The organism is Pseudomonas sp. KH_027 (genome assembly GCF_057838565.1).
Genome location: NZ_CM174470.1, coordinates 2,955,610 through 2,975,037 on the forward strand (window position 1 = coordinate 2,955,610; position 19,428 = coordinate 2,975,037).

Sequence of the window (19,428 nt, forward strand, 5' to 3'; positions counted from 1 at the left end):
ATCAATCCAGACATCATTGCGCTACCTCTTTTGCTTGCGTGGCGGTCGGCTGCATGGACTCATAGTTACCGCTGTCCTTGAGGGCCTTGGTCACTTCCGGCGGCATGTATTTCTCGTCGTGCTTGGCCAGCACTTCATCGGCGATCAGCACGCCGTCGGCATTCAGTTTGCCGAGGGCGACGATGCCCTGCCCTTCGCGGAACAGGTCAGGGAGGATGCCGCGGTACTGGATGGTGACGTTCTTGGCGAAGTCGGTAACCACGAACTGCACGTCCAGCGAGTCGCCGAAACGCTTCAAGGAACCCTTTTCGACCATGCCGCCGGCACGAATCCGGGTGTCATGGGGCACTTCGCCATTGGCGATCTGCGTCGGGGTGTAGAACAGGTTGATGTTCTGTTGCAAGGCGCTGAGCGCCAGCGCAACGGCAACCGTGACGCCGGCCAGAATGCCGAGGATGATCAACAGACGCTTCTTGCGCAGCGGGTTCACTTCTGACTCTCCCGGCGCAAACGGCGCGCCTCTTCTTGCAGGTAACGGCGTCGCGCCAGCAGCGGCATCGCGACGTTGATGGCCAGCACGGCCAGGCTGATGCCATAGGCCGACCAGACGTACAAACCATGCTGGCCCATGGCGAAAAAGTCGCTGAAGGAAGCAAAACTCATCGTACGCCCCCCAGCCCGACTTGCTTGGCCACTTCGGTCTTGACCCAGCTGCTGCGGGCCTCGCGCTTGAGCACGTCCAGACGCATGCGCAACAGCAATACCGCGCCGAAGAAACAGTAGAAACCGAGCACCATCAGCAGCAGCGGCAGCCACATTTCCGCCGGCATCGCCGGCCGCTCGGTGAGCTTGAACGTGGCCCCCTGGTGCAGGGTGTTCCACCACTCCACCGAGTACTTGATGATCGGGATGTTGATCACCCCGACGATGGCCAGCACCGCACAGGCTTTGGCGGCGCTGTCACGATTGCTGATCGCCTGCCCGAGGGCAATCAGACCGAAGTACAGGAACAGCAGAATCAGCATTGACGTCAGTCGGGCATCCCAGACCCACCAGGAGCCCCAGGTCGGCTTGCCCCAGATGGCGCCGGTCAGCAGTGCGATAACGGTCATCCAGGCGCCGATGGGCGCAGCGGCCTGCAACGCCACATCCGCCAGCTTCATCTTCCACACCAGCCCGACCGCGCCCGCCAGCGCCAGCATGATGTAGCAGGACTGGGCGAGTATGGCCGCCGGTACGTGGATGTAGATGATCCGGAAGCTATTGCCCTGCTGGTAATCCGGCGGGGCAAAAGCCAGCCCCCAGACCAGGCCCACGCCGATCAGCAAGGCAGCGGCCACCGTCAGCCACGGCAACCAGCGGCCACTGATTTCGTAGAACCATTTGGGCGAACCCCATTTATGAAACCAAGTCCAGTTCATCACGGTAACCAAGTCATTATTATTCGCCGACGCTGATGGCCAGGCCGGCAGCTGTCGCAAAAGGTGTCAGTGTGACCGCTAACGCGGTGAGACTGCCCATCCACAGTAAGTAACCGACAACCGGCAAACCCTGCAGTGCCGCCTGCAACGCACCACTGCCGAGAATCAGCACCGGGATATACAGCGGCAGAATCAGCAGTGCCAGCAACAGCCCGCCACGCTTGAGGCCCACGGTCAGGGCCGCACCCACGGCGCCGAGCAGGCTCAGCACCGGCGTGCCGAGCAAGAGTGTCACCAGCAGCACCGGCAGGCAGCGCGATGGCAAGCCGAGCATCAACGCCAGCAGAGGTGCGAGCAAAACCAATGCCAGCCCGGAAAACAGCCAGTGTGCCAGCACCTTGGCCAAAACCAGAAGAGCCAGGGGGTGCGACGAAAGGACCCACTGCTCCAACGAGCCGTCTTCGAAGTCACTGCGAAACAGGCCATCCAACGACAGCAGCACCGCCAGCAGTGCTGCCACCCAGATCAAACCCGGCGACAAGGTTTGCAGCAATTGCGTTTGCGGCCCGACGGCGAGCGGGAACAGAGCGATCACGATGGCGAAGAACACCAGCGGGTTGGCCAACTCCGCGGGGCGGCGAAACAGCAGGCGCGCCTCACGGGCGACGAGCAAGGTGAAGACATTGCTCATAGGTGGCGTTGCCCCAAGTCGAGATCGCGATAGTCAGCCGGCTTTACCGCCAGCGAGTGGTGAGTGGTCAACACCACCAGGCCGCCCTGTTCGCAATGCTGTGCCAGATGGTTTTCCAGCTGGGCCACGCCCTGCTTGTCGAGCGCGGTGAACGGCTCGTCGAGAATCCACAGCGGCGGCGCATCCAGATACAGCCGGGCCAGGGCGACCCGCCGCTGCTGGCCAGCCGACAAGGCATGGCAGGGTACATCTTCGAAACCGCGCAACCCCACCGCGTCAAGCGCCTGCCAGATCGCCGCACGCTCGGCAGGACGATGCAGGGCGCAGAGCCAGGTGAGATTTTCCTCGGCGCTGAGCAAACCCTTGATCCCGGCGGCATGGCCGATCCACAACAGGTTGCGGGTCAACTCGGCACGCTGCCGGATCAGGGCCTGGCCATTGAGGCGCACCTCACCGGCGGTGGGTTGCATCAAGCCCGCCAGCAAACGCAGCAGGCTGGTCTTGCCGCTGCCATTGGGGCCGGACACCTGCAACATTTCACCGCCAACCAGGCGCAGGTCGAGCCGCTCGAAGAGCATGCGCCAATCCCGCTCGCAGGCGAGTGCCACGGCTTCGAGTAAAGGCGGGCGTGTCTCATTCACAGCATGGCGACCTTTCGGGTATTCAAGCGTCTGGCTATCAAGTCCGGGCAGGCTTGGCCGCTATACTGACGCAAGTTGAGTGCGCTGCCGGCCCGGACGGGGCGGCATTATACATGTCATGCCCTGCCCCCCGCAGTGGGCATTTTCGACAGGTTGTAACCCGTTAATGAGCGAAATCAGTAGCCCTCGCCCGCTTCCGCCGACAGCGCCCACGCCGCGCGCGAATGCGGCCGCCGGCGATCTGGCGCTCAAGCTGCTGCAACCCCTGGAAGGCCTGCTGGCCCAGGGTGAAACGGCCAAGGCCGAAGTCATCGCCCTGAAGGAGGTCGCACACAGTTTCCAGGTGCTGCTCAAACTGACGCTCGACAGCGGTCGCCAGACCACCGTGCAAGCCAGCAGCCTGCTGCCGCTGGCACAAGGCACGGCGCTGTCTGTCACCGCCCTCTCGGACACGCGCCTGTCCATCCTGCTGCAAACCGCTGGCGACAACCCCCTCACCAGCCTCGACCTGGATCTACTACCAACGGGTACGCTGATCCAGGGCAAAGTACTCGCCAGCGAGCAGATCGCCCAGGGCAAGGCGCAACAAGTGCTCTACAAAGTGTTGGTCAACCTGCTCAATACGCCACTGGCCGGCAGCAAGCTGGCGATTGAAACGCCGCTGCCGCTGCCCCTCGGCAGCCTGCTGACCGCCCAGGTGCAAGGCAATCAGGCCCTGAGCTTCCTGCCCCTGAATGGCCGTATGGAGCAGTTGGAACTGGGCCAGCAATTGGCGACCCAGCAGAACCGCCAGGGCTCGCTCGAAGGACTGTTCAAAGCCCTGCAAGGCCTGGGCGAGCAGCCCGGCTTGCCCGAGGGCCTGCGCAACAGCGTCGACAAGCTACTCGGAGCCACTGCCGACATCAGCCAGCTCAGCGACGCCAAAGGGTTGGCGCAAGCCCTGGAAAAGAGCGGCCTGTTCCTCGAAGCCAAGCTGCTGGGCGGGCACACCGCCGGCTTGCCGCAGGACCTGAAAGCCAACCTGCTGCGCCTGATCGCTCAGCTGTTGCCAGCCCTGCCGCCGGGCACACCACTCAGCCCGACGAACGCCGGCAGCGCCCTCGCCCAGGCGCTACCGACCTTCGTGCGTAACGCCTTGGGCTCTTTCGGCCAAACGGGCTCGCGCCAGCAGGCACTGGGCTTTCCGCTCCCTGCCAAGCTGCTGCAGGCCATGGAGGGCGAAGACGATCTGGAAACCCTGCTCAAACTGGCTGCGGCCGCTGTTTCGCGCCTGCAAACCCATCAGCTTTCGAGCCTGGCGCAAACCCAGCTGACGCCCGAGGGCAACCTGCTGACCACCTGGCAGTTGGAACTGCCTATGCGCAACCAGCAAGACCTGGTGCCCCTGCAACTCAAGCTGCAACGCGAGGAACAACCCAAGCAGGGCAAGAAGGAACAGCAGGAAATGGTCTGGCGGGTCGATCTCGCCTTCGATCTCGCTCCGCTCGGCCCGCTGCAGGTCCAGGCACAACTGGCGCGCGGCTGCCTGACCAGCCAGCTCTGGGCCGAGCGCGCGAGCACCGCCAACCTGATCGACGCCGAACTCGGCCACCTGCGCGAACGCCTGACCGCTACCGGCCTCAACGTCGGCGAACTGGCCTGCCGCCAAGGCATGCCAGCCCAAGGCCAACGGACCGCTCTTGAACAACGCTGGATCGACGAAACCGCATGAAACGCCAAAGCCCACGCCAAGCCATCGCCCTCAGCTATGACGGGCTGAGCGCCCCCAGCCTCACCGCCAAAGGCGATGACGAGCTGGCCGAGGCCATCCTGGCGATCGCCCGCGAATATGAAGTGCCAATCTACGAGAACGCTGATCTGGTGCGCCTGCTGGCTCGCCTGGAATTGGGCGACGCGATTCCCGAGGCGCTCTATCGCAGCATCGCCGAGATCATCGCCTTCGCCTGGTACTTGAAAGGCAAATGCCCGGCCGGCTTCGATCAGGATCGCGATATAACCCCGCCATTACCGTTGCTGGACGGGCCGAAAGCGTGAGGTTGCTGTTCGCTTGCCGCACGCTTTCGGGTGCCCGCATTCGCAGGAGTGACGCCAGCTCGAAGGGGTAATCGGGGACTCGCGGGAATACCGGAGAAGCGTCACAGCACAATCAGCGCTTGGACTGGTGCAACTTGCTGACCAGCTCGGCTTCCGCCCTGCTCAACCCGCAGGATTGGGTGAGGTCATCGACGCTGGCACCCAGACCGACCAGCCGGGCCGCCTGGGTGAAGGACAAGCTGCTGGGGTCACGCTGCTCCATCTGGGTCAGCTTGTCCGGCAGTGGCGCCACCACGCGACGCAACTCGTGCAGCTCTTCGCCCATGCGGATACTACCGGTCAGGTAAGCGTCCAGGCGCTTGCTCAGGTCCTTGATGCGCTGATCACGCACGGCATCGCGTTCGGCTTGCAGCAGCGCCTGCCTGGCCTGTTCGCGCTGTTTGCCAGCCAGCCACAGGCAGACGCTGGCAAGCGCCACGCTTACGAGGGCCAGCACGATCAGCGCGATTTCCAGCATGGGTCAGATGCTCTCCAACTCGGACCATTCTTCTTCGGACATCATCTTGTCCAACTCGACCAGAATCAGCAGTTCGCCGTTCTTGTTGCAGACGCCCTGGATAAACTTGGCCGACTCGTCGTTACCGACATTGGGTGCGGTTTCGACCTCGGATTGGCGCAGGTAAACCACTTCGGCAACGCTATCGACCATGATACCGACCACTTGCTTGTCCGCCTCGATGATGACGATGCGTGTGTTGTCGGTCACCGCCGCGGAATCAAGGCCAAAGCGCTGACGGGTATCGATCACCGTCACCACATTGCCGCGCAGGTTGATGATACCCAGCACATAACTCGGCGCGCCCGGCACCGGAGCGATCTCGGTGTAGCGCAGCACTTCCTGGACCTGCATCACGTTGATGCCGTAAGTCTCGTTATCCAGGCGAAAGGTCACCCACTGCAGAATGGGATCTTCGGAACCTTGCGCAGACGTTTTCTTCATATCCCTAGCCTCATCAGAACCGCTCGTGCGGCGCGCGGGTACAGCCCGCTGTTTGCTCTAAAGCCCCGCCTTTGGCGAGACTGCTCAATCTTTCAATGCACCTGCCCTTTGGCCATCCGCTTGATGGCGCCACTGGCGATCAAGTCGGCGAGCACCGCAACATCCAGCAGCGCGCACATATGTTCGATCACCGTTCCGGCCAACCAGGGCCGCTGGCTACGTTGGCTGCGCCATTTGATCTCGCTCGGATCGAGGCGAATCGAGCGACTGACCTGATGCACGGCCAGACCCCACTCATAGCCTTGCACGGATATCACGTACTGCAAACCCTGGCGAAAATCGTCACGGTAACGATCGGGCATCACCCAGCGTGCGGTATCCAGCACCTTCAGGTTGCCAGCCTGGGACGGCAGTATGCCGAGAAACCAGTCCGGCTGGCCGAATAAAGGTGTCAGTTCCTGGCCGACCAACGGGTAGATCGAGCCCAGACACACCAGCGGCACCGCCAGGGTCAGGCCCGCGACATCGAATAACAGGCACTCGAACGGTTCTTCGGCCCAACTCGGGCGCCCATCGAGCTGCAAGGCTGCCGGCGCATTCTTGGATGTCTCGGGCCTATGCACATCAGCCACCGACTCGATCAGCGCCGCTGCGGTTATCCCTGGCGGCGGCAGCTCGATGGTGGGCAGCAACGGCGCAGGCGGCTCAGCCAGCGCCATCGGTGGCACTGCAGGCTGCTGACGCGCATCGCGAACCTGCTCTTCGAGCACAGCGGCCTCGAACTCATCGAGGCTGACCGCGTCCGCCAGTTCGAGCGCGGCTTCCTGCAGCAGGCTGTCCAGATAGGACTGCAAAGCCAGCTGGGGACGTTTGGCGGTGGCGACGGAACGGCTCATGGATGAAACCCGTGAAAATGATCTGTACATCCTATCGGCCGACCTAGCGGCAGACTTGAGCAATACGTTTCAGCAGAAATCAGCATCTCAGGCCACCTGCGCCGCCAGTTCCTGGGCCAACAGATGCTTGAGCAGCGCCCGATAGGCCAACACGCCACGGCTCTTGTCGTCGAATTGCGAGGGTGTCAGCCCGGCCCGACTCGCATCGCGCAGGCGCGTATCCACCGGAATATAAGCCGGCCAGAGGTGCTCAGGGTAGGCATTGCGCAAGGCCCGCAGGGTGGTCAGCGAAGCCTGGGTACGCCGGTCGAACAGGGTCGGCACGATGCTATAAGGCAACGCCTGTTTGCGCGAGCGGTTGATCATGGCCAGGGTGCTGACCATCCGCTCCAGGCCCTTGACCGCGAGGAACTCGGTCTGCACCGGAATCACCAACTGCTGGCTGGCGGCCAATGCGTTAACCATCAGTACACCGAGCAACGGCGGGCTGTCGATGATCGCGTGATCGAAGTCATCCCAGAGTTGCGCCAGGCTCTTGGCGATCACCAGACCCAGGCCGCTCTGCCCTGGAGACTGGCGCTCCAGCGTCGCCAACGCCGTGCTCGAAGGCAGCAGCGAAATCGATTGATTGCTGGTCGGCAGCAGCAACTGCCCGGGCAAGCCTTGTGGCACGTTGCCATTATGCAGGAACAGATCGAAGGCGCTGTGCTCCAGGCTATCGGGGTCATGCCCGAAATAACTGGTCATCGACCCATGGGGATCGAGATCGACCACCACCACGCGCTTGCCGGCATCCGCCAACAGGCCCGCCAGTGCGATGCTGGTGGTGGTCTTGCCGACACCACCCTTTTGATTGGCTACTGCCCAGACTCTCATGTTCTTGATCCTCCCGGCGCGCCTCTGGGCTTACCGAGAATTGGCGCCGCCCTCACGGGGCGGACGACGGAGAATTGACGGCACCCGCTGCGGGCGCCTGCACTGCAGGCGGCGGTGCAGGTTGCATGCCAGCCCGCTGCAGAGCGCCATCGGGTTTTGCGCGAGCACTGCCCACACCCGTTACGCTACGGCGCACATCGAGGTTGCGTGAAATCACCAATACGACCCGGCGGTTGCGGGCCCGCCCAACCGCCGAGGCATTATCCGCCACCGGCTGGAACTCACCATAACCCACAGCAGCCAAGCGCGCTGGACTGAGCCCATCCATCGCCAGCATTCGCACGATGCTGGCCGCCCGCGCCGAAGACAGCTCCCAGTTGGTCGGGTACTGCGCGGTCTTGATCGGCAGATTGTCAGTGAAGCCTTCGACATGCACAGGGTTTTCATAAGGTGCCAGAATCTTGGCAACCTTTTCGATCAGGGTGAATGCCGTGTCATTGGGGATAGCGTCACCGCTGGGAAACAGCAAACTGGAATTCAGTTCGATCTCCACCCACAACTCGTTGCCGCGCACCGACAATTGATCGGTCTTGATCAAATCACCGAAAGCTGCCCGCACACTGTCGGCGATCTCCTGCAACGCCTGACTGGCGTCTTCGGCCTGCGCACTGGCTTCGTCCTGCACACGCTCGGGCTCGGTAGTCAACGGCCGCTCCTCACCCACCGGGATGGGCTTTAGCGCGCGATCCGGCTGATTGAAAGCCCCCACCAACGTATCGGAAAGAATTTTGTACTTGCCTTCGTTGATCGAAGAGATCGAGTACATCACCACAAAAAAAGCGAACAGCAAGGTGATGAAGTCGGCGTAGGAAACCAGCCAGCGCTCGTGATTCTCATGCTCTTCTTGATGACGCCGACGGGCCATATCAGGTTCTGCTGTTGTTCAATGACGAACCGCGTTTTCAGGCATAACCCAAAAGGACGGGCCTGTTGTTGTGCAGGACTGCGTTACTCGTCGTTCATTTGGAGCGCCTGGCCCTGCACAACAGCAGGCTCCGTTGCGGCCGTCATTGAACATCAGCAGAACCTCTAGTCCATGAAGCCTTGCAGCTTCAGTTCGATGGACCGCGGGTTCTCGCCTTCGGCGATGGACAGAATCCCCTCCAGGAGCATTTCGCGGTAACGCGACTGGCGCAGCACGACAGCTTTGAGCTTGTTGCCGATCGGCAACAACAGCAGGTTGGCGAAGCCCACGCCGTAGATAGTGGCGACGAAGGCTACCGCGATGCCATTGCCGAGCATGCTCGGGTCGGCCAGGTTGCCCATGACATGGATCAGGCCCATCACCGCGCCGATAATGCCGATGGTGGGCGCATAGCCGCCCATGCTCTCGAACACCTTGGCCGCTTGAATATCTCGCCCTTCCTGGGTGTAAAGATCGACTTCGAGAATGCTGCGAATCGCCTCCGGCTCAGCCCCATCGACCAGCAGCTGCAAACCCTTGCGGGAGTATGGGTCGGGCTCGACATCGGCCACGGCCTCGAGCCCGAGCAGGCCCTCTTTGCGCGCCGTCATGCTCCAGCCGACGACCCGATTGATGCCGCCGGCCAGGTCCACGTGCGGCGGAAAAAAGATCCAGCGCACCACCATCAGGGCACGCTTGAACACATTCATCGGCGCCTGCAGGAATGCCGCACCCAGGGTGCCGCCAATCACGATCAACGCCGCCGGACCATTCAATAAAGCACCGACATGCCCGCCCTCGAGGTAGTTGCCGCCAAGAATGGCGACGAACGCCAGAATGACCCCGATAAAGCTGAGCACATCCATCAGATGCAGGCCTCAACCAGATGCCGGCCGATATCGTCGAGACTGTAGATGGCGTCGGCCAGGTCAGCCTTCACGATCGCCATGGGCATGCCATAGATCACGCAACTGGCTTCATCCTGCGCCCACACCTGACTGCCCCCCTGTTTGAGCAAGCGCGCGCCTTCCCGGCCATCGGCGCCCATGCCCGTGAGCACCACGGCCAGCACTTTGTCGTGAAACGACTTGGCCGCCGAACCGAAGGTGATATCCACACAGGGCCGATAATTCAGGCGCTCATCGCCCGGCAGAATTTTCACCATGCCACGCCCATCGACCATCATCTGCTTGCCGCCAGGTGCCAGCAGCGCCAGACCTGGACGCAACAGATCGCCATCCTCGGCTTCCTTGACGCTGATGCGGCAGAGCTTGTCCAAGCGTTCGGCAAAGGCCTTGGTGAACGCCGCCGGCATGTGCTGGATCAGCACTATCGGAGCCGGAAAGTTGCCCGGCAGCTGCGTCAGCACCCGCTGCAATGCCACGGGCCCTCCTGTCGACGTGCCAATGGCCAAAAGCTTATACGCCTTGCGCTTGGGCGTAGCACTGCTCGCCGCCGCGCTGGATGCCGTCGGCAGCGCAGCACGCGCCACACTGCTCGGCCGGCTGACAGGCGCCGCTGCAGCGCTCGGCGTTGGCGTTGGCGTTGGCGTTGGCGTTGGCGCCGCTACGGGCGCGGCGGTGTAATTGCTGTAACGGCGGTTACTGCGGGCGATGCTGTGCACTTTTTCGCAGAGCAGTTGCTTGACCTTCTCCGGGTTACGCGAGATGTCTTCGAAATTCTTCGGCAGGAAATCCACGGCCCCGGCATCCAGCGCATCCAGCGTTACCCGGGCGCCTTCGTGGGTCAGCGAGGAGAACATCAACACCGGCGTCGGACAGCGCTGCATGATGTGCCGCACAGCGGTGATGCCGTCCATCATCGGCATCTCGTAGTCCATGGTGATGACATCCGGTTTCAGCGCAAGCGCCTGGTCGATCGCCTCACGGCCATTGGTGGCAGTGCCTATCACCTGGATATTCGGGTCGGCGGAAAGAATCTCCGAGACGCGCCGGCGGAAGAAACCTGAGTCATCCACCACCAGGACCTTAACTGCCATAAACACTCCTAACTGGCGCCGACCAGAACTGGCCGGACCGCCAAAAAATCACATCCGTCGCGCGTAGCGCTTGAGCATGCTGGGGACATCGAGAATCAGCGCAATCCGACCGTCGCCGGTAATGGTCGCCCCGGACATACCCGGAGTGCCCTGCAACATTTTGCCCAGTGGTTTGATCACCACTTCTTCCTGCCCGACCAACTGATCGACGACGAAGCCGATGCGCTGGGTGCCGACCGAAAGAATCACCACGTGGCCTTCGCGCTGCTCCTCATGGGCCGCGCTGCTGACCAGCCAACGCTTGAGGTAGAACAGCGGTAGCGCCTTGTCGCGCACGATCACCACTTCCTGGCCATCAACGACATTGGTGCGCGACAGGTCAAGGTGGAAAATCTCGTTGACGTTGACCAGCGGGAAGGCAAAAGCCTGGTTGCCGAGCATCACCATCAGCGTCGGCATGATCGCCAGGGTCAACGGCACCTTGATGACGATCTTGGTGCCCTGGCCCTTGGCCGAGTAGATGTTGATGATGCCGTTGAGCTGGGAAATCTTGGTTTTCACCACATCCATGCCAACGCCACGACCGGACACATCGGAAATCTCGGTCTTGGTCGAGAAGCCCGGCGCGAAGATCAGGTTGTAGCATTCGGCCTCGCTCAAGCGCTCCGCCGCATCCTTGTCCAGCACGCCTTTTTCGACCGCCTTGGCGCGCAGCACGTCCGGGTCCATACCGTTGCCATCGTCGGAGATCGACAGCAGGATATGGTCGCCTTCCTGCTGCGCGGCCAGGACGATCTTGCCGCCCCGGTTCTTGCCATTGGCCTCGCGCTGCTCAGGCATCTCGATGCCATGGTCGACCGAGTTGCGCACCAAGTGCACCAACGGGTCGGCCAAAGCCTCCACCAGGTTCTTGTCGAGGTCGGTTTCCTCGCCCACCAGTTCCAGATTGATTTCTTTCTTCAGCTGTCGCGCCAGATCACGCACCAGACGTGGGAAACGCCCGAAGACTTTCTTGATCGGCTGCATCCGGGTTTTCATCACGGCGGTCTGCAGGTCGGCCGTCACCACGTCGAGATTGGACACGGCCTTGGCCATGTTCTCATCGCCGCTGTTCAAGCCCAGACGCACCAGCCGGTTACGCACCAGCACCAGTTCGCCGACCATGTTCATGATCTCGTCCAGCCGCGCGGTATCGACCCGCACCGTGGTTTCCGCCTCGCTGGCCGGCATCGCTTTCTCAGCCACGGCGGCAACCGGCGGCGCCTTGGCGGGCTCGGATCTGGCTGCGGCCTTGACCACAGGCTTGCTCGGCGCCACTGCTTTGACCGCCGCGGCCGGCGCTACAGGCGCCTGGGCGGCAGGCTCGACGAACTTGCCCTGGCCGTGCAACTGGTCCAGCAAGGCTTCGAATTCATCATCGCTAATGGTATCGCCAGCACCTGCGGCAACCGCCGGCACCGGTTCGGCTGGCGCGCTGGCGGCGCTAGCCGGCTCAACGGCCTTGCCTTTGCCATGCAACTGATCGAGCAGCGCCTCGAACTCATCGTCAGTGATCTCGTCACTCGCACTCGCGGCAACACTGGCCGCCGCTACTGCGGCAGGCGCGACGGCGACGGCGGTTGCAGCGGGCGCAGCCACGAACTGGCCCTTGCCATGCAACTGGTCGAGCAGCGACTCGAACTCATCATCGGTAATTTCATCGGCAGCACCCACGGCAGCGGGCGTGTTATCGGGTTGCGCCTCGTCGTTGAGAGCATTGAGCAGTTGCTCGAACTCACTGTCGGTGATGTCGCCAGAGGCCGTAGTCTCGGCAACAGCTGCAACAGCGACCGCGACAACCGGCGCTTCACGTTCTTGCGCTGCCTGCGGCTCGGCCAGACGCGCCAACGCGGCCAGCAATTCGGGCGTGGCCGGCGTCGGCGTGGCACGCTCGCGCACGTCGGAAAACATGCCATTGACCGCGTCCAGGGCTTCCAGGACGACGTCCATCAGCTCGGAATCAACGCGTCGCTCACCCTTACGCAGGATGTCGAACACGTTTTCGGCGATGTGACAGCACTCCACCAGCTCATTCAGCTGGAGGAAACCGGCGCCACCTTTGACGGTATGGAAACCACGGAAAATGGCATTGAGCAGGTTCGAGTCATCAGGACGGCTTTCCAGCTCGACCAGTTGCTCGGATAACTGCTCAAGTATCTCGCCGGCCTCAACCAGGAAGTCCTGGAGGATTTCTTCATCGGCGCCGAAGCTCATTGGTGTGCTCCCTAAAACCCTAGGCTGGATAGCAGATCGTCAACGTCGTCCTGATTGGATGCGACGTCTTCACGCTTATCGGCATGAATCTGCGGACCTTCACCACGGGAAGGCTCTTTTTGTTGTTCTTGTTCGGCACGTAGCGCTGCATGGTCATGTTCGATACCGGCAAAACGGTCGACTTGACTGGCCATCAGCACCAATTTCAGCAGGTTACTTTCCACTTCCGTGACCAGTTGGGTAACCCGTTTAATCACTTGACCGGTGAGGTCCTGATAGTCCTGCGCCAGCAAAATGTCGTTGAGATGGCTCGACAACTTGGCGTTGTCGCGCTCACTGCGGGCGAGGAACAACTCGATACGCTTGGCCAGTTCACGGAAAGCATCGGCACCGAGCTCACGGCGCATGAAACGCCCCCAGTCGGCGCTCAGGCCCTGCGCTTCGCTGCTCAGATCGTTGACCAACGGCGCGCTCTGCTCGACCAGATCCATGGTCCGATTGGCCGCGTTTTCGGTCATCGTCACCACGTAGTTCAGCCGCTCGGTGGCGTCGGTGATCTGCGACACCTCCTGAGCATAGGGAACTCGCGGATCGAGCTGAAAATTGACGATAGCGTTGTGCAACTCGCGCGTCAGCTTGCCCACTTCGTGGTACAGGCCGCGGTCGCGGGTCTTGTTGAGTTCATGGATAAGCTGCACCGCATCGCCGAAATTACCTTTTTCCAGGCTATCGACGAGCTCACGGGCATGGGATTTCAGGGTCGACTCAAGGTCACCCATTGGTAATTCGTTATGCTCCATAGTGCCCCCACGGCTGACATTAGCCGTTAACTCGCTCGAAGATTTTTTCAATCTTCTCTTTCAGCACTTGGGCTGTGAACGGTTTAACCACATAACCATTCACCCCGGCTTGCGCCGCTTCGATAATCTGGTCGCGTTTGGCTTCGGCAGTCACCATCAACACCGGCAATTGCTTCAAACGCTCATCAGCTCGCACTGCACGCAACAAATCGATGCCGGTCATACCCGGCATGTTCCAGTCGGTGACCAGAAAGTCGAAACTGCCGCTTTGCAACATCGGCAGCGCAGTGGTGCCATCGTCGGCCTCAGCGGTGTTGGTGAATCCCAAGTCACGCAAGAGGTTCTTGATGATCCGTCGCATCGTTGAGAAGTCGTCAACGATGAGGATTTTCATGTTTTTGTCCAAGTCGACCTCCGTACAGTCCCAAACGTATCCAGCACCTGAATACGCCGTTCAATCGTGAAACCGGCAGTACCGCTCAGCGCGCGCGCCACTCGCTCAAGCGTGCCCGCAAACGCGCGGCACACTGGCTATGCAACTGGCTGACACGCGACTCGCTGACCCCCAGCACTTCGCCAATTTCTTTAAGATTCAGTTCTTCGTCGTAATACAGCGATAGCACCAACTGCTCGCGCTCCGGCAGGTTGGCGATGGCATCCGCCAGCGCCGACTGGAAGCGTTCATCTTCCAGTTCGCGCGAAGGCTCGAAATGGGTAATACCCGCGTCTTCACGCAAGCCGGCATGCTCTCCGTCCTGTAACAGGTCGTCGAAACTGAACAAGCGGCTGCCCAAAGTGTCGCCAAGAATGCCGTAGTAATCCTCGAGACTCAATTGGAGTTCGGCCGCAACCTCTTGATCTTTAGCGTCTCGACCGGTTCTAGCCTCAATTTTTCTGATTGCGTCGCTGACCATCCGGCTGTTGCGGTGCACCGACCGCGGTGCCCAGTCACCTTTGCGCACCTCATCCAGCATGGAGCCACGGATGCGAATACCGGCAAACGTTTCGAAACTGGCGCCTTTACTGGAGTCGTATTTTTTCGAGGCTTCGAGGAGGCCGATCATGCCGGCCTGGATCAAGTCCTCCACCTGGACACTGGCCGGTAAACGGCCGAGCAAGTGATAGGCAATGCGCTTGACCAACGGTGCATACCGTTCGATCAACTGATGCTGGGTATCCTGCGCCTGAGCCTTGCTATACATACGAAGTCCATTGGCCGCTGTCATACGGCCGTATCAGCGATCGGTTGCTGCACCAGGCGTTCGACGAAGAATTCCAGATGCCCACGCGGGTTGGCGGGCAGCGGCCAGGTGTCGACTTTCTGGGCGATGGCTTTGAAGGCCAGCGCGCACTTGGAGCGGGGGAAGGCCTCGTAGACCGCCCGTTGTTTCTGTACGGCTTTGCGCACCGACTCATCGTAGGGCACGGCGCCAACGTACTGCAGCGCCACATCGAGGAACCTGTCGGTCACCTTGGTCAGCTTGGCAAACAGGTTGCGCCCCTCTTGCGGGCTATGCGCCATGTTGGCCAGCACGCGGAACCGGCTCATGCCATGGTCGCGATTGAGCAATTTGATCAGCGCATAGGCGTCGGTGATCGACGTGGGCTCATCGCACACCACCACTATGACTTCCTGGGCGGCCCGCACGAAGCTGACAACCGCATCGCCAATGCCGGCGGCGGTATCGATCACCAGCACATCGAGGTTGTCACTGATGTCGCTGAAGGCCTGGATCAAACCGGCGTGCTGCATCGGCGTGAGGTTCACCATGCTTTGCGTACCCGAGGCCGCCGGCACCACGCGGATGCCGCCCGGCCCTTGCAGCACCACATCGCGCAGTTCGCACTCGCCACTGATGACATCGGCCAAGGTGCGCTTGGCGGTCAAGCCGAGCAGCACGTCGACGTTCGCCAGACCGAGGTCGGCGTCCATCAACATCACCCGACGACCGAGGTCGGCCAGGGCCAGGGAGAGGTTCACCGACACATTGGTTTTGCCGACGCCGCCCTTGCCGCCGGTCACCGCGATCACCTGTACGGGATGCATTCCCATGTTATCTACACACCTTGTCTAAGAGGTCGTTTCGAAACTATCTGCACATCGGTGGTGCTGCGTTAAAAATGGCTGCGGGCTGCTGATTCACAACCCGTGAACTCCGCGTGTTCGGCCACCTTGACTCTCTACGTCGCACCTTGTCCGGCCTGCGCTGGACGATGCGCAAAACAACCCCTAACTACCGCTAAGGCCATTTATCTGACTCCGTTCGGGCACGCTGAACGGTACGCAACTCATTCTATGCTTTGCCAACTCTGGCGTCCTGACCACGCTTAACCGGCACGCCGTGCGGGGTTCTGGTACAGGCCGGCAAACAGGTCGGCCATGGCATCTTCGCTCGGGTCCTGCGGCGCTTGCAGGCTGACCGCACGACTGACCAACTGATGACTGCGCGGCACCTGCAGATCATCCGGAATTCGCGGCCCATCCGCCAGATAGGCTACCGGTAGACGTTGGCTTATAGCCAGCCCTAAAACCTCGCCAAGACTGGTGGCCTCGTCCAGTTTGGTCAGGATGCAGCCAGACAATCCACAACGCTTATAGCTATGGTAGGCCGCCTTCAGCACTTGGCTCTGGCTGGTAGCCGCCAGGACCAGGTAATTCTTCGCTTTCACCCCACGCCCGGCCAGCGTCTCCAGCTGCATCTGCAGCGCCGGATCGCTGCCCGGCAAGCCGGCGGTATCGATCAGCACCATGCGCTTGCGGGCCAAAGGCACCAACGCCTGGGTCAGCGATTGACCCGGGTCCACCTGGGTCACCGAGACGTTGAGAATACGCCCCAGGGTCTTCAACTGTTCCTGTGCGCCAATCCGATAGCTGTCCATGCTCACCAGCGCGATGTTCTGAGCGCCGTATTTCAACACGTAGCGGGCCGCCAACTTGGCCAGGGTGGTGGTTTTACCCATGCCGGCCGGGCCGACCAGGGCAATCACGCCGCCCTCTTCCAGCGGCTCTTCTTTCGGCGTGCGGATGGCGTGGGCCAGGTGAGCGAGCAGCATACGCCACGCCTGGCGCGGCTCGGCGACATTGGCGACGCGCTCCAGCAGGGTACGCGACAATTCCGCGGACAGGCCCATGCGCTGCAAGCGACGCCACAGGTTGGCCTGCTGCGGGCGACGCGTCTGCAACTGGCCCCACGCCATGGAACCAAGCTGGACTTCGATCAGCTCGCGCAAACCATGCAGTTCGAAACGCATCGCATCCAGAGCCCGCTGGTCCGTGGCGGCCGGCGCGGCCGGAGCCGCGGCGACCAGTGCCGGCCGCTCACTGCGCACGAACGAGGCCGGCAGCTCAGGGGCGACGATGGATTCATTGGCGAACAGTTGACCGTCCTTGATCCCATCACCGAGCGCGCGGGCGGCCAACTCAGCCTGCGCCGAGGCGATACGCGATTGGGTCTTGCGCAGCTCGACTTCCAGTTCCGGATTCGGCTGGCGCAGCGGTGCGGCCGGCACCTGGTAATCCAAGGCAGCTGTCAGCTCTACCCCACCGGCAACCCGACGGGTGCCGATGATGGACGCATCGGCGCCCAGCTCATCGCGAACCAACTTCATGGCTTGACGCATATCGGCGGCGAAAAAGCGTTTAACTTGCATGAGCTAGAGCCTCAGTTCTGACCCACCGTCGCAACGATGGTGACCTGCTTGTTATCTGGGATTTCCTGGTAAGCCAGCACGTGCATATTCGGCACTGCCAACCGTGCAAACCGCGAGAGCATCGCCCGAACCGGACCGGCCACCAGCAGAATCGCCGGCTTGCCGAGCATTTCCTGGCGCTGCGCCGCATCCACCAGGGAACGCTGCAGCTTCTCGGCCATGCTGGGTTCGAGGAGGATGCCATCCTCGGAGCCCTGCCCGGCCTTCTGTAGACTATTGAGCAATATCTGTTCCAACCTTGGCTCAAGGGTGATCACAGGCAGCTCCGGCTCTAGTCCCACGATGCCTTGCACGATCGAGCGGGCCAACGCCACCCGTACCGCTGCGACCATCGCGGCGGGATCTTGACTCTTCGGTGCGACGTTGGAGATGGCTTCGGCAATCGAACGGATGTCGCGTACCGCCACCTGCTCATGCAACAGCGCCTGCAGCACTTTGAGCAGGGTCGACAACGACACCATGCCCGGCACCAGCTCTTCAGCCAGCTTCGGCGAGCTTTTGGCCAGCAACTGCATCAACTGCTGCACTTCCTCATGCCCCAACAGCTCGTGGGCGTGCTTGTGCAGCACCTGGTTGAGATGGGTCGCGACCACGGTACTGGCATCGACCACGGTATAACCGAGGGACTGCGCCTGATCGCGCTGGCTGGGGTCGATCCATACCGCTTCCAGACCAAACGCCGGATCTTTGGCGGCCACGCCGTTGAGGGTACCGAAGACCTGCCCCGGATTGATGGCCAGCTCGCGGTCGGGAAAAACCTCGGCCTCGGCCAGGCTGACCCCCATCAAGGTCAGCCGGTAGCCATTGGGCTGCAGATCGAGGTTGTCGCGGATATGCACCGAGGGCATGAGAAAGCCCATCTCTTGCGAGAGCTTCTTGCGCACCCCCTTGATCCGCGCCAGCAACTGGCCACCCTGGTTGCGATCGACCAGCGGAATCAGCCGGTAGCCCACCTCCAGGCCGACCATATCCACGGGCGTCACGTCGTCCCAGCCGAGTTCCTTGACCTCTTGGGCGCGCTGGGCGGGCAGCAGCTCCTGCTGGCGCTGCACTTCCTGCACGGCGTCTTCTTTGACCTGGCGTTGCTTGTTGGCAATCCAGTAGGCCGCACCGGCCGCCACCAGGCCGAGGCTGATAAAGGAAAAGTGCGGCATGCCGGGCACCAGGCCCATGGCGATCATGATCGCCGCGGCGACCGCCAGGGCACGCGGCGAGGCGAACATTTGCCGAGTGACCTGCTCGCCCATGTCTTCCGAACTGGAGACCCGGGTGACCATGATCGCCGCCGCCGTGGACAGCAGCAGCGAAGGAATCTGCGCCACCAGGCCATCACCGATGGTCAGCAGGGTATAAATCCGCCCGGCATCGCCCAGGCTCAGGTCATGCTGGAAAATACCGATCGCCATGCCGCCGATCAGGTTGATGAACAGAATCAGCAAACCGGCGACCGCATCGCCGCGCACGAACTTGCTGGCACCGTCCATCGAGCCATAGAAGTCAGCCTCCTGGGCCACTTCGGTACGGCGGCGCTTGGCTTCGGCCTGCTCGATCAAGCCGGCATTGAGGTCGGCATCGATGGCCATCTGCTTGCCCGGCATGGCGTCCAGGGTGAACCGCGCGCTGACCTCGGAAATTCGCCCGGCACCTTTGGTCACAACGACGAAGTTGATGATCATCAAAATGGCGAACACCACGATACCGACCACGTAGTTGCCGCCGATCACCACCTCGCCGAAGGCCTGAATCACCTGCCCCGCCGCATCATGGCCATTCTGGCCGTGCAGCAACACCACCCGCGTTGATGCCACGTTCAGGGCCAGACGCAGCAAGGTCGCGGCCAGCAGGATGGTCGGGAAAACCGCGAAGTCCAGCGGCCGCAGGGCGTAAATGGCGACCAGCAGGACGACGATGGACAGCGCGATGCTGAAGGTGAACAGCACGTCGAGCAGGAATGGCGGGATCGGCAGCATCACCATACCGAGCATGACCAACAGCATCAGCGGTATGCCCAGATTGCCTTGCCGCAGACCGGAGAGGTTACTGCGCACGTTACCAATCATTTGCGAGCGATCTACTGCCACATCCCTACCCCAGTCGATTCAATCTTTTGACGCGCATCGCGCCTGCAGGGCTGCTTTTGCA

21 protein-coding genes are annotated in these 19,428 nt (G+C 61.7%); 2 read left to right on the top strand and 19 right to left on the bottom strand.

Translation table 11 applies throughout. The annotated features are described in order from the left end of the window. Window positions 1-13: 13 nt before the first annotated feature. Genes ccmE through ccmA form a run of 5 tightly spaced genes read right to left on the bottom strand, consistent with a single transcriptional unit; the run spans window position 14 to window position 2,753 of the window. Window positions 14-490 (bottom strand): cytochrome c maturation protein CcmE, encoded by a 477-nt coding sequence (gene ccmE, locus AC3IYG_RS13855; RefSeq protein WP_489309272.1) that lies wholly within the window; start codon window positions 488-490, stop codon window positions 14-16. Further along, window positions 487-663, bottom strand: a complete 177-nt coding sequence (gene ccmD / locus AC3IYG_RS13860) for a heme exporter protein CcmD (RefSeq protein WP_489309274.1) — start codon at window positions 661-663, stop codon at window positions 487-489. Before ccmD ends, ccmE begins: the two co-directional genes overlap by 4 nt. After that, a complete protein-coding gene (locus AC3IYG_RS13865; RefSeq protein WP_489309276.1) occupies window positions 660-1,424 on the bottom strand; it encodes a heme ABC transporter permease in 765 nt (254 codons plus the stop codon). The genes ccmD and AC3IYG_RS13865 overlap by 4 nt, the downstream gene beginning before the upstream one ends. 16 nt (window positions 1,425-1,440) lie before the next feature. After that, entirely contained in the window at window positions 1,441-2,112 is a 672-nt protein-coding gene (gene ccmB / locus AC3IYG_RS13870) for a heme exporter protein CcmB (RefSeq protein WP_489309278.1), read from the bottom strand. Then, window positions 2,109-2,753, bottom strand: coding sequence for a cytochrome c biogenesis heme-transporting ATPase CcmA (ccmA, locus tag AC3IYG_RS13875; RefSeq protein WP_489332101.1), 645 nt, complete (start codon window positions 2,751-2,753; stop codon window positions 2,109-2,111). The genes ccmB and ccmA overlap by 4 nt, the downstream gene beginning before the upstream one ends. A 166-nt stretch (window positions 2,754-2,919) precedes the next feature. Between ccmA and fliK the strand changes: the two genes are divergently transcribed. Together fliK and AC3IYG_RS13885 are read left to right on the top strand one after the other, a co-directional pair. Continuing rightward, entirely contained in the window at window positions 2,920-4,464 is a 1,545-nt protein-coding gene (gene fliK, locus AC3IYG_RS13880; RefSeq protein ID WP_489309280.1) for a flagellar hook-length control protein FliK, read from the top strand. Then, window positions 4,461-4,787 carry an EscU/YscU/HrcU family type III secretion system export apparatus switch protein gene (locus AC3IYG_RS13885; RefSeq protein WP_489309282.1) on the top strand — a complete coding sequence of 109 codons (327 nt, stop codon included), beginning with the start codon at window positions 4,461-4,463 and terminating at the stop codon, window positions 4,785-4,787. The genes fliK and AC3IYG_RS13885 overlap by 4 nt, the downstream gene beginning before the upstream one ends. A gap of 112 nt (window positions 4,788-4,899) precedes the next feature. Here the strand turns inward: AC3IYG_RS13885 and AC3IYG_RS13890 are convergent, their stop codons facing one another. From AC3IYG_RS13890 to flhA, 14 genes are all read right to left on the bottom strand, one after another. After that, the gene (locus AC3IYG_RS13890) at window positions 4,900-5,304 is read right to left on the bottom strand and encodes a DUF2802 domain-containing protein (RefSeq protein ID WP_489309284.1); all 405 of its coding nucleotides are present in this window, start codon (window positions 5,302-5,304) and stop codon (window positions 4,900-4,902) included. A gap of 3 nt (window positions 5,305-5,307) precedes the next feature. Continuing rightward, a complete protein-coding gene (locus tag AC3IYG_RS13895) occupies window positions 5,308-5,787 on the bottom strand; it encodes a chemotaxis protein CheW (protein WP_119955518.1) in 480 nt (159 codons plus the stop codon). A 92-nt stretch (window positions 5,788-5,879) separates the two neighbouring features. Then, window positions 5,880-6,683, bottom strand: coding sequence for a CheW domain-containing protein (locus AC3IYG_RS13900; protein ID WP_489309286.1), 804 nt, complete (start codon window positions 6,681-6,683; stop codon window positions 5,880-5,882). An 87-nt stretch (window positions 6,684-6,770) separates the two neighbouring features. Continuing rightward, the gene (locus AC3IYG_RS13905) at window positions 6,771-7,559 is read right to left on the bottom strand and encodes a ParA family protein (protein ID WP_489309288.1); all 789 of its coding nucleotides are present in this window, start codon (window positions 7,557-7,559) and stop codon (window positions 6,771-6,773) included. Between the two features lie 52 nt (window positions 7,560-7,611). Continuing rightward, the gene (motD, locus tag AC3IYG_RS13910; RefSeq protein ID WP_489309290.1) at window positions 7,612-8,484 is read right to left on the bottom strand and encodes a flagellar motor protein MotD; all 873 of its coding nucleotides are present in this window, start codon (window positions 8,482-8,484) and stop codon (window positions 7,612-7,614) included. A gap of 164 nt (window positions 8,485-8,648) precedes the next feature. Beyond that, window positions 8,649-9,389 (bottom strand): flagellar motor protein, encoded by a 741-nt coding sequence (locus tag AC3IYG_RS13915; RefSeq protein ID WP_489309292.1) that lies wholly within the window; start codon window positions 9,387-9,389, stop codon window positions 8,649-8,651. Next, entirely contained in the window at window positions 9,389-10,522 is a 1,134-nt protein-coding gene (locus AC3IYG_RS13920; RefSeq protein ID WP_489309293.1) for a protein-glutamate methylesterase/protein-glutamine glutaminase, read from the bottom strand. Before AC3IYG_RS13920 ends, AC3IYG_RS13915 begins: the two co-directional genes overlap by 1 nt. A gap of 48 nt (window positions 10,523-10,570) precedes the next feature. Next, a complete protein-coding gene (locus AC3IYG_RS13925; protein ID WP_489309295.1) occupies window positions 10,571-12,775 on the bottom strand; it encodes a chemotaxis protein CheA in 2,205 nt (734 codons plus the stop codon). A gap of 11 nt (window positions 12,776-12,786) precedes the next feature. Continuing rightward, on the bottom strand, window positions 12,787-13,575 hold the full coding sequence (locus AC3IYG_RS13930) for a protein phosphatase CheZ (protein WP_489309297.1): 789 nt from the start codon (window positions 13,573-13,575) through the stop codon (window positions 12,787-12,789). A 19-nt stretch (window positions 13,576-13,594) separates the two neighbouring features. Next, window positions 13,595-13,969, bottom strand: coding sequence for a chemotaxis response regulator CheY (locus AC3IYG_RS13935; RefSeq protein ID WP_177345177.1), 375 nt, complete (start codon window positions 13,967-13,969; stop codon window positions 13,595-13,597). An 85-nt stretch (window positions 13,970-14,054) separates the two neighbouring features. Then, window positions 14,055-14,801, bottom strand: coding sequence for an RNA polymerase sigma factor FliA (gene fliA, locus AC3IYG_RS13940; RefSeq protein WP_489309300.1), 747 nt, complete (start codon window positions 14,799-14,801; stop codon window positions 14,055-14,057). Then, window positions 14,798-15,628, bottom strand: a complete 831-nt coding sequence (gene fleN, locus AC3IYG_RS13945) for a flagellar synthesis regulator FleN (RefSeq protein ID WP_489309302.1) — start codon at window positions 15,626-15,628, stop codon at window positions 14,798-14,800. Before fleN ends, fliA begins: the two co-directional genes overlap by 4 nt. Window positions 15,629-15,903: 275 nt before the next feature. Further along, complete coding sequence (gene flhF / locus AC3IYG_RS13950; protein ID WP_489309304.1) at window positions 15,904-17,226, bottom strand: flagellar biosynthesis GTPase FlhF; 1,323 nt, start codon at window positions 17,224-17,226, stop codon at window positions 15,904-15,906. A gap of 11 nt (window positions 17,227-17,237) precedes the next feature. Beyond that, window positions 17,238-19,346 carry a flagellar biosynthesis protein FlhA gene (flhA, locus tag AC3IYG_RS13955; protein ID WP_489309306.1) on the bottom strand — a complete coding sequence of 703 codons (2,109 nt, stop codon included), beginning with the start codon at window positions 19,344-19,346 and terminating at the stop codon, window positions 17,238-17,240. Between the last annotated feature and the right edge of the window lie 82 nt (window positions 19,347-19,428).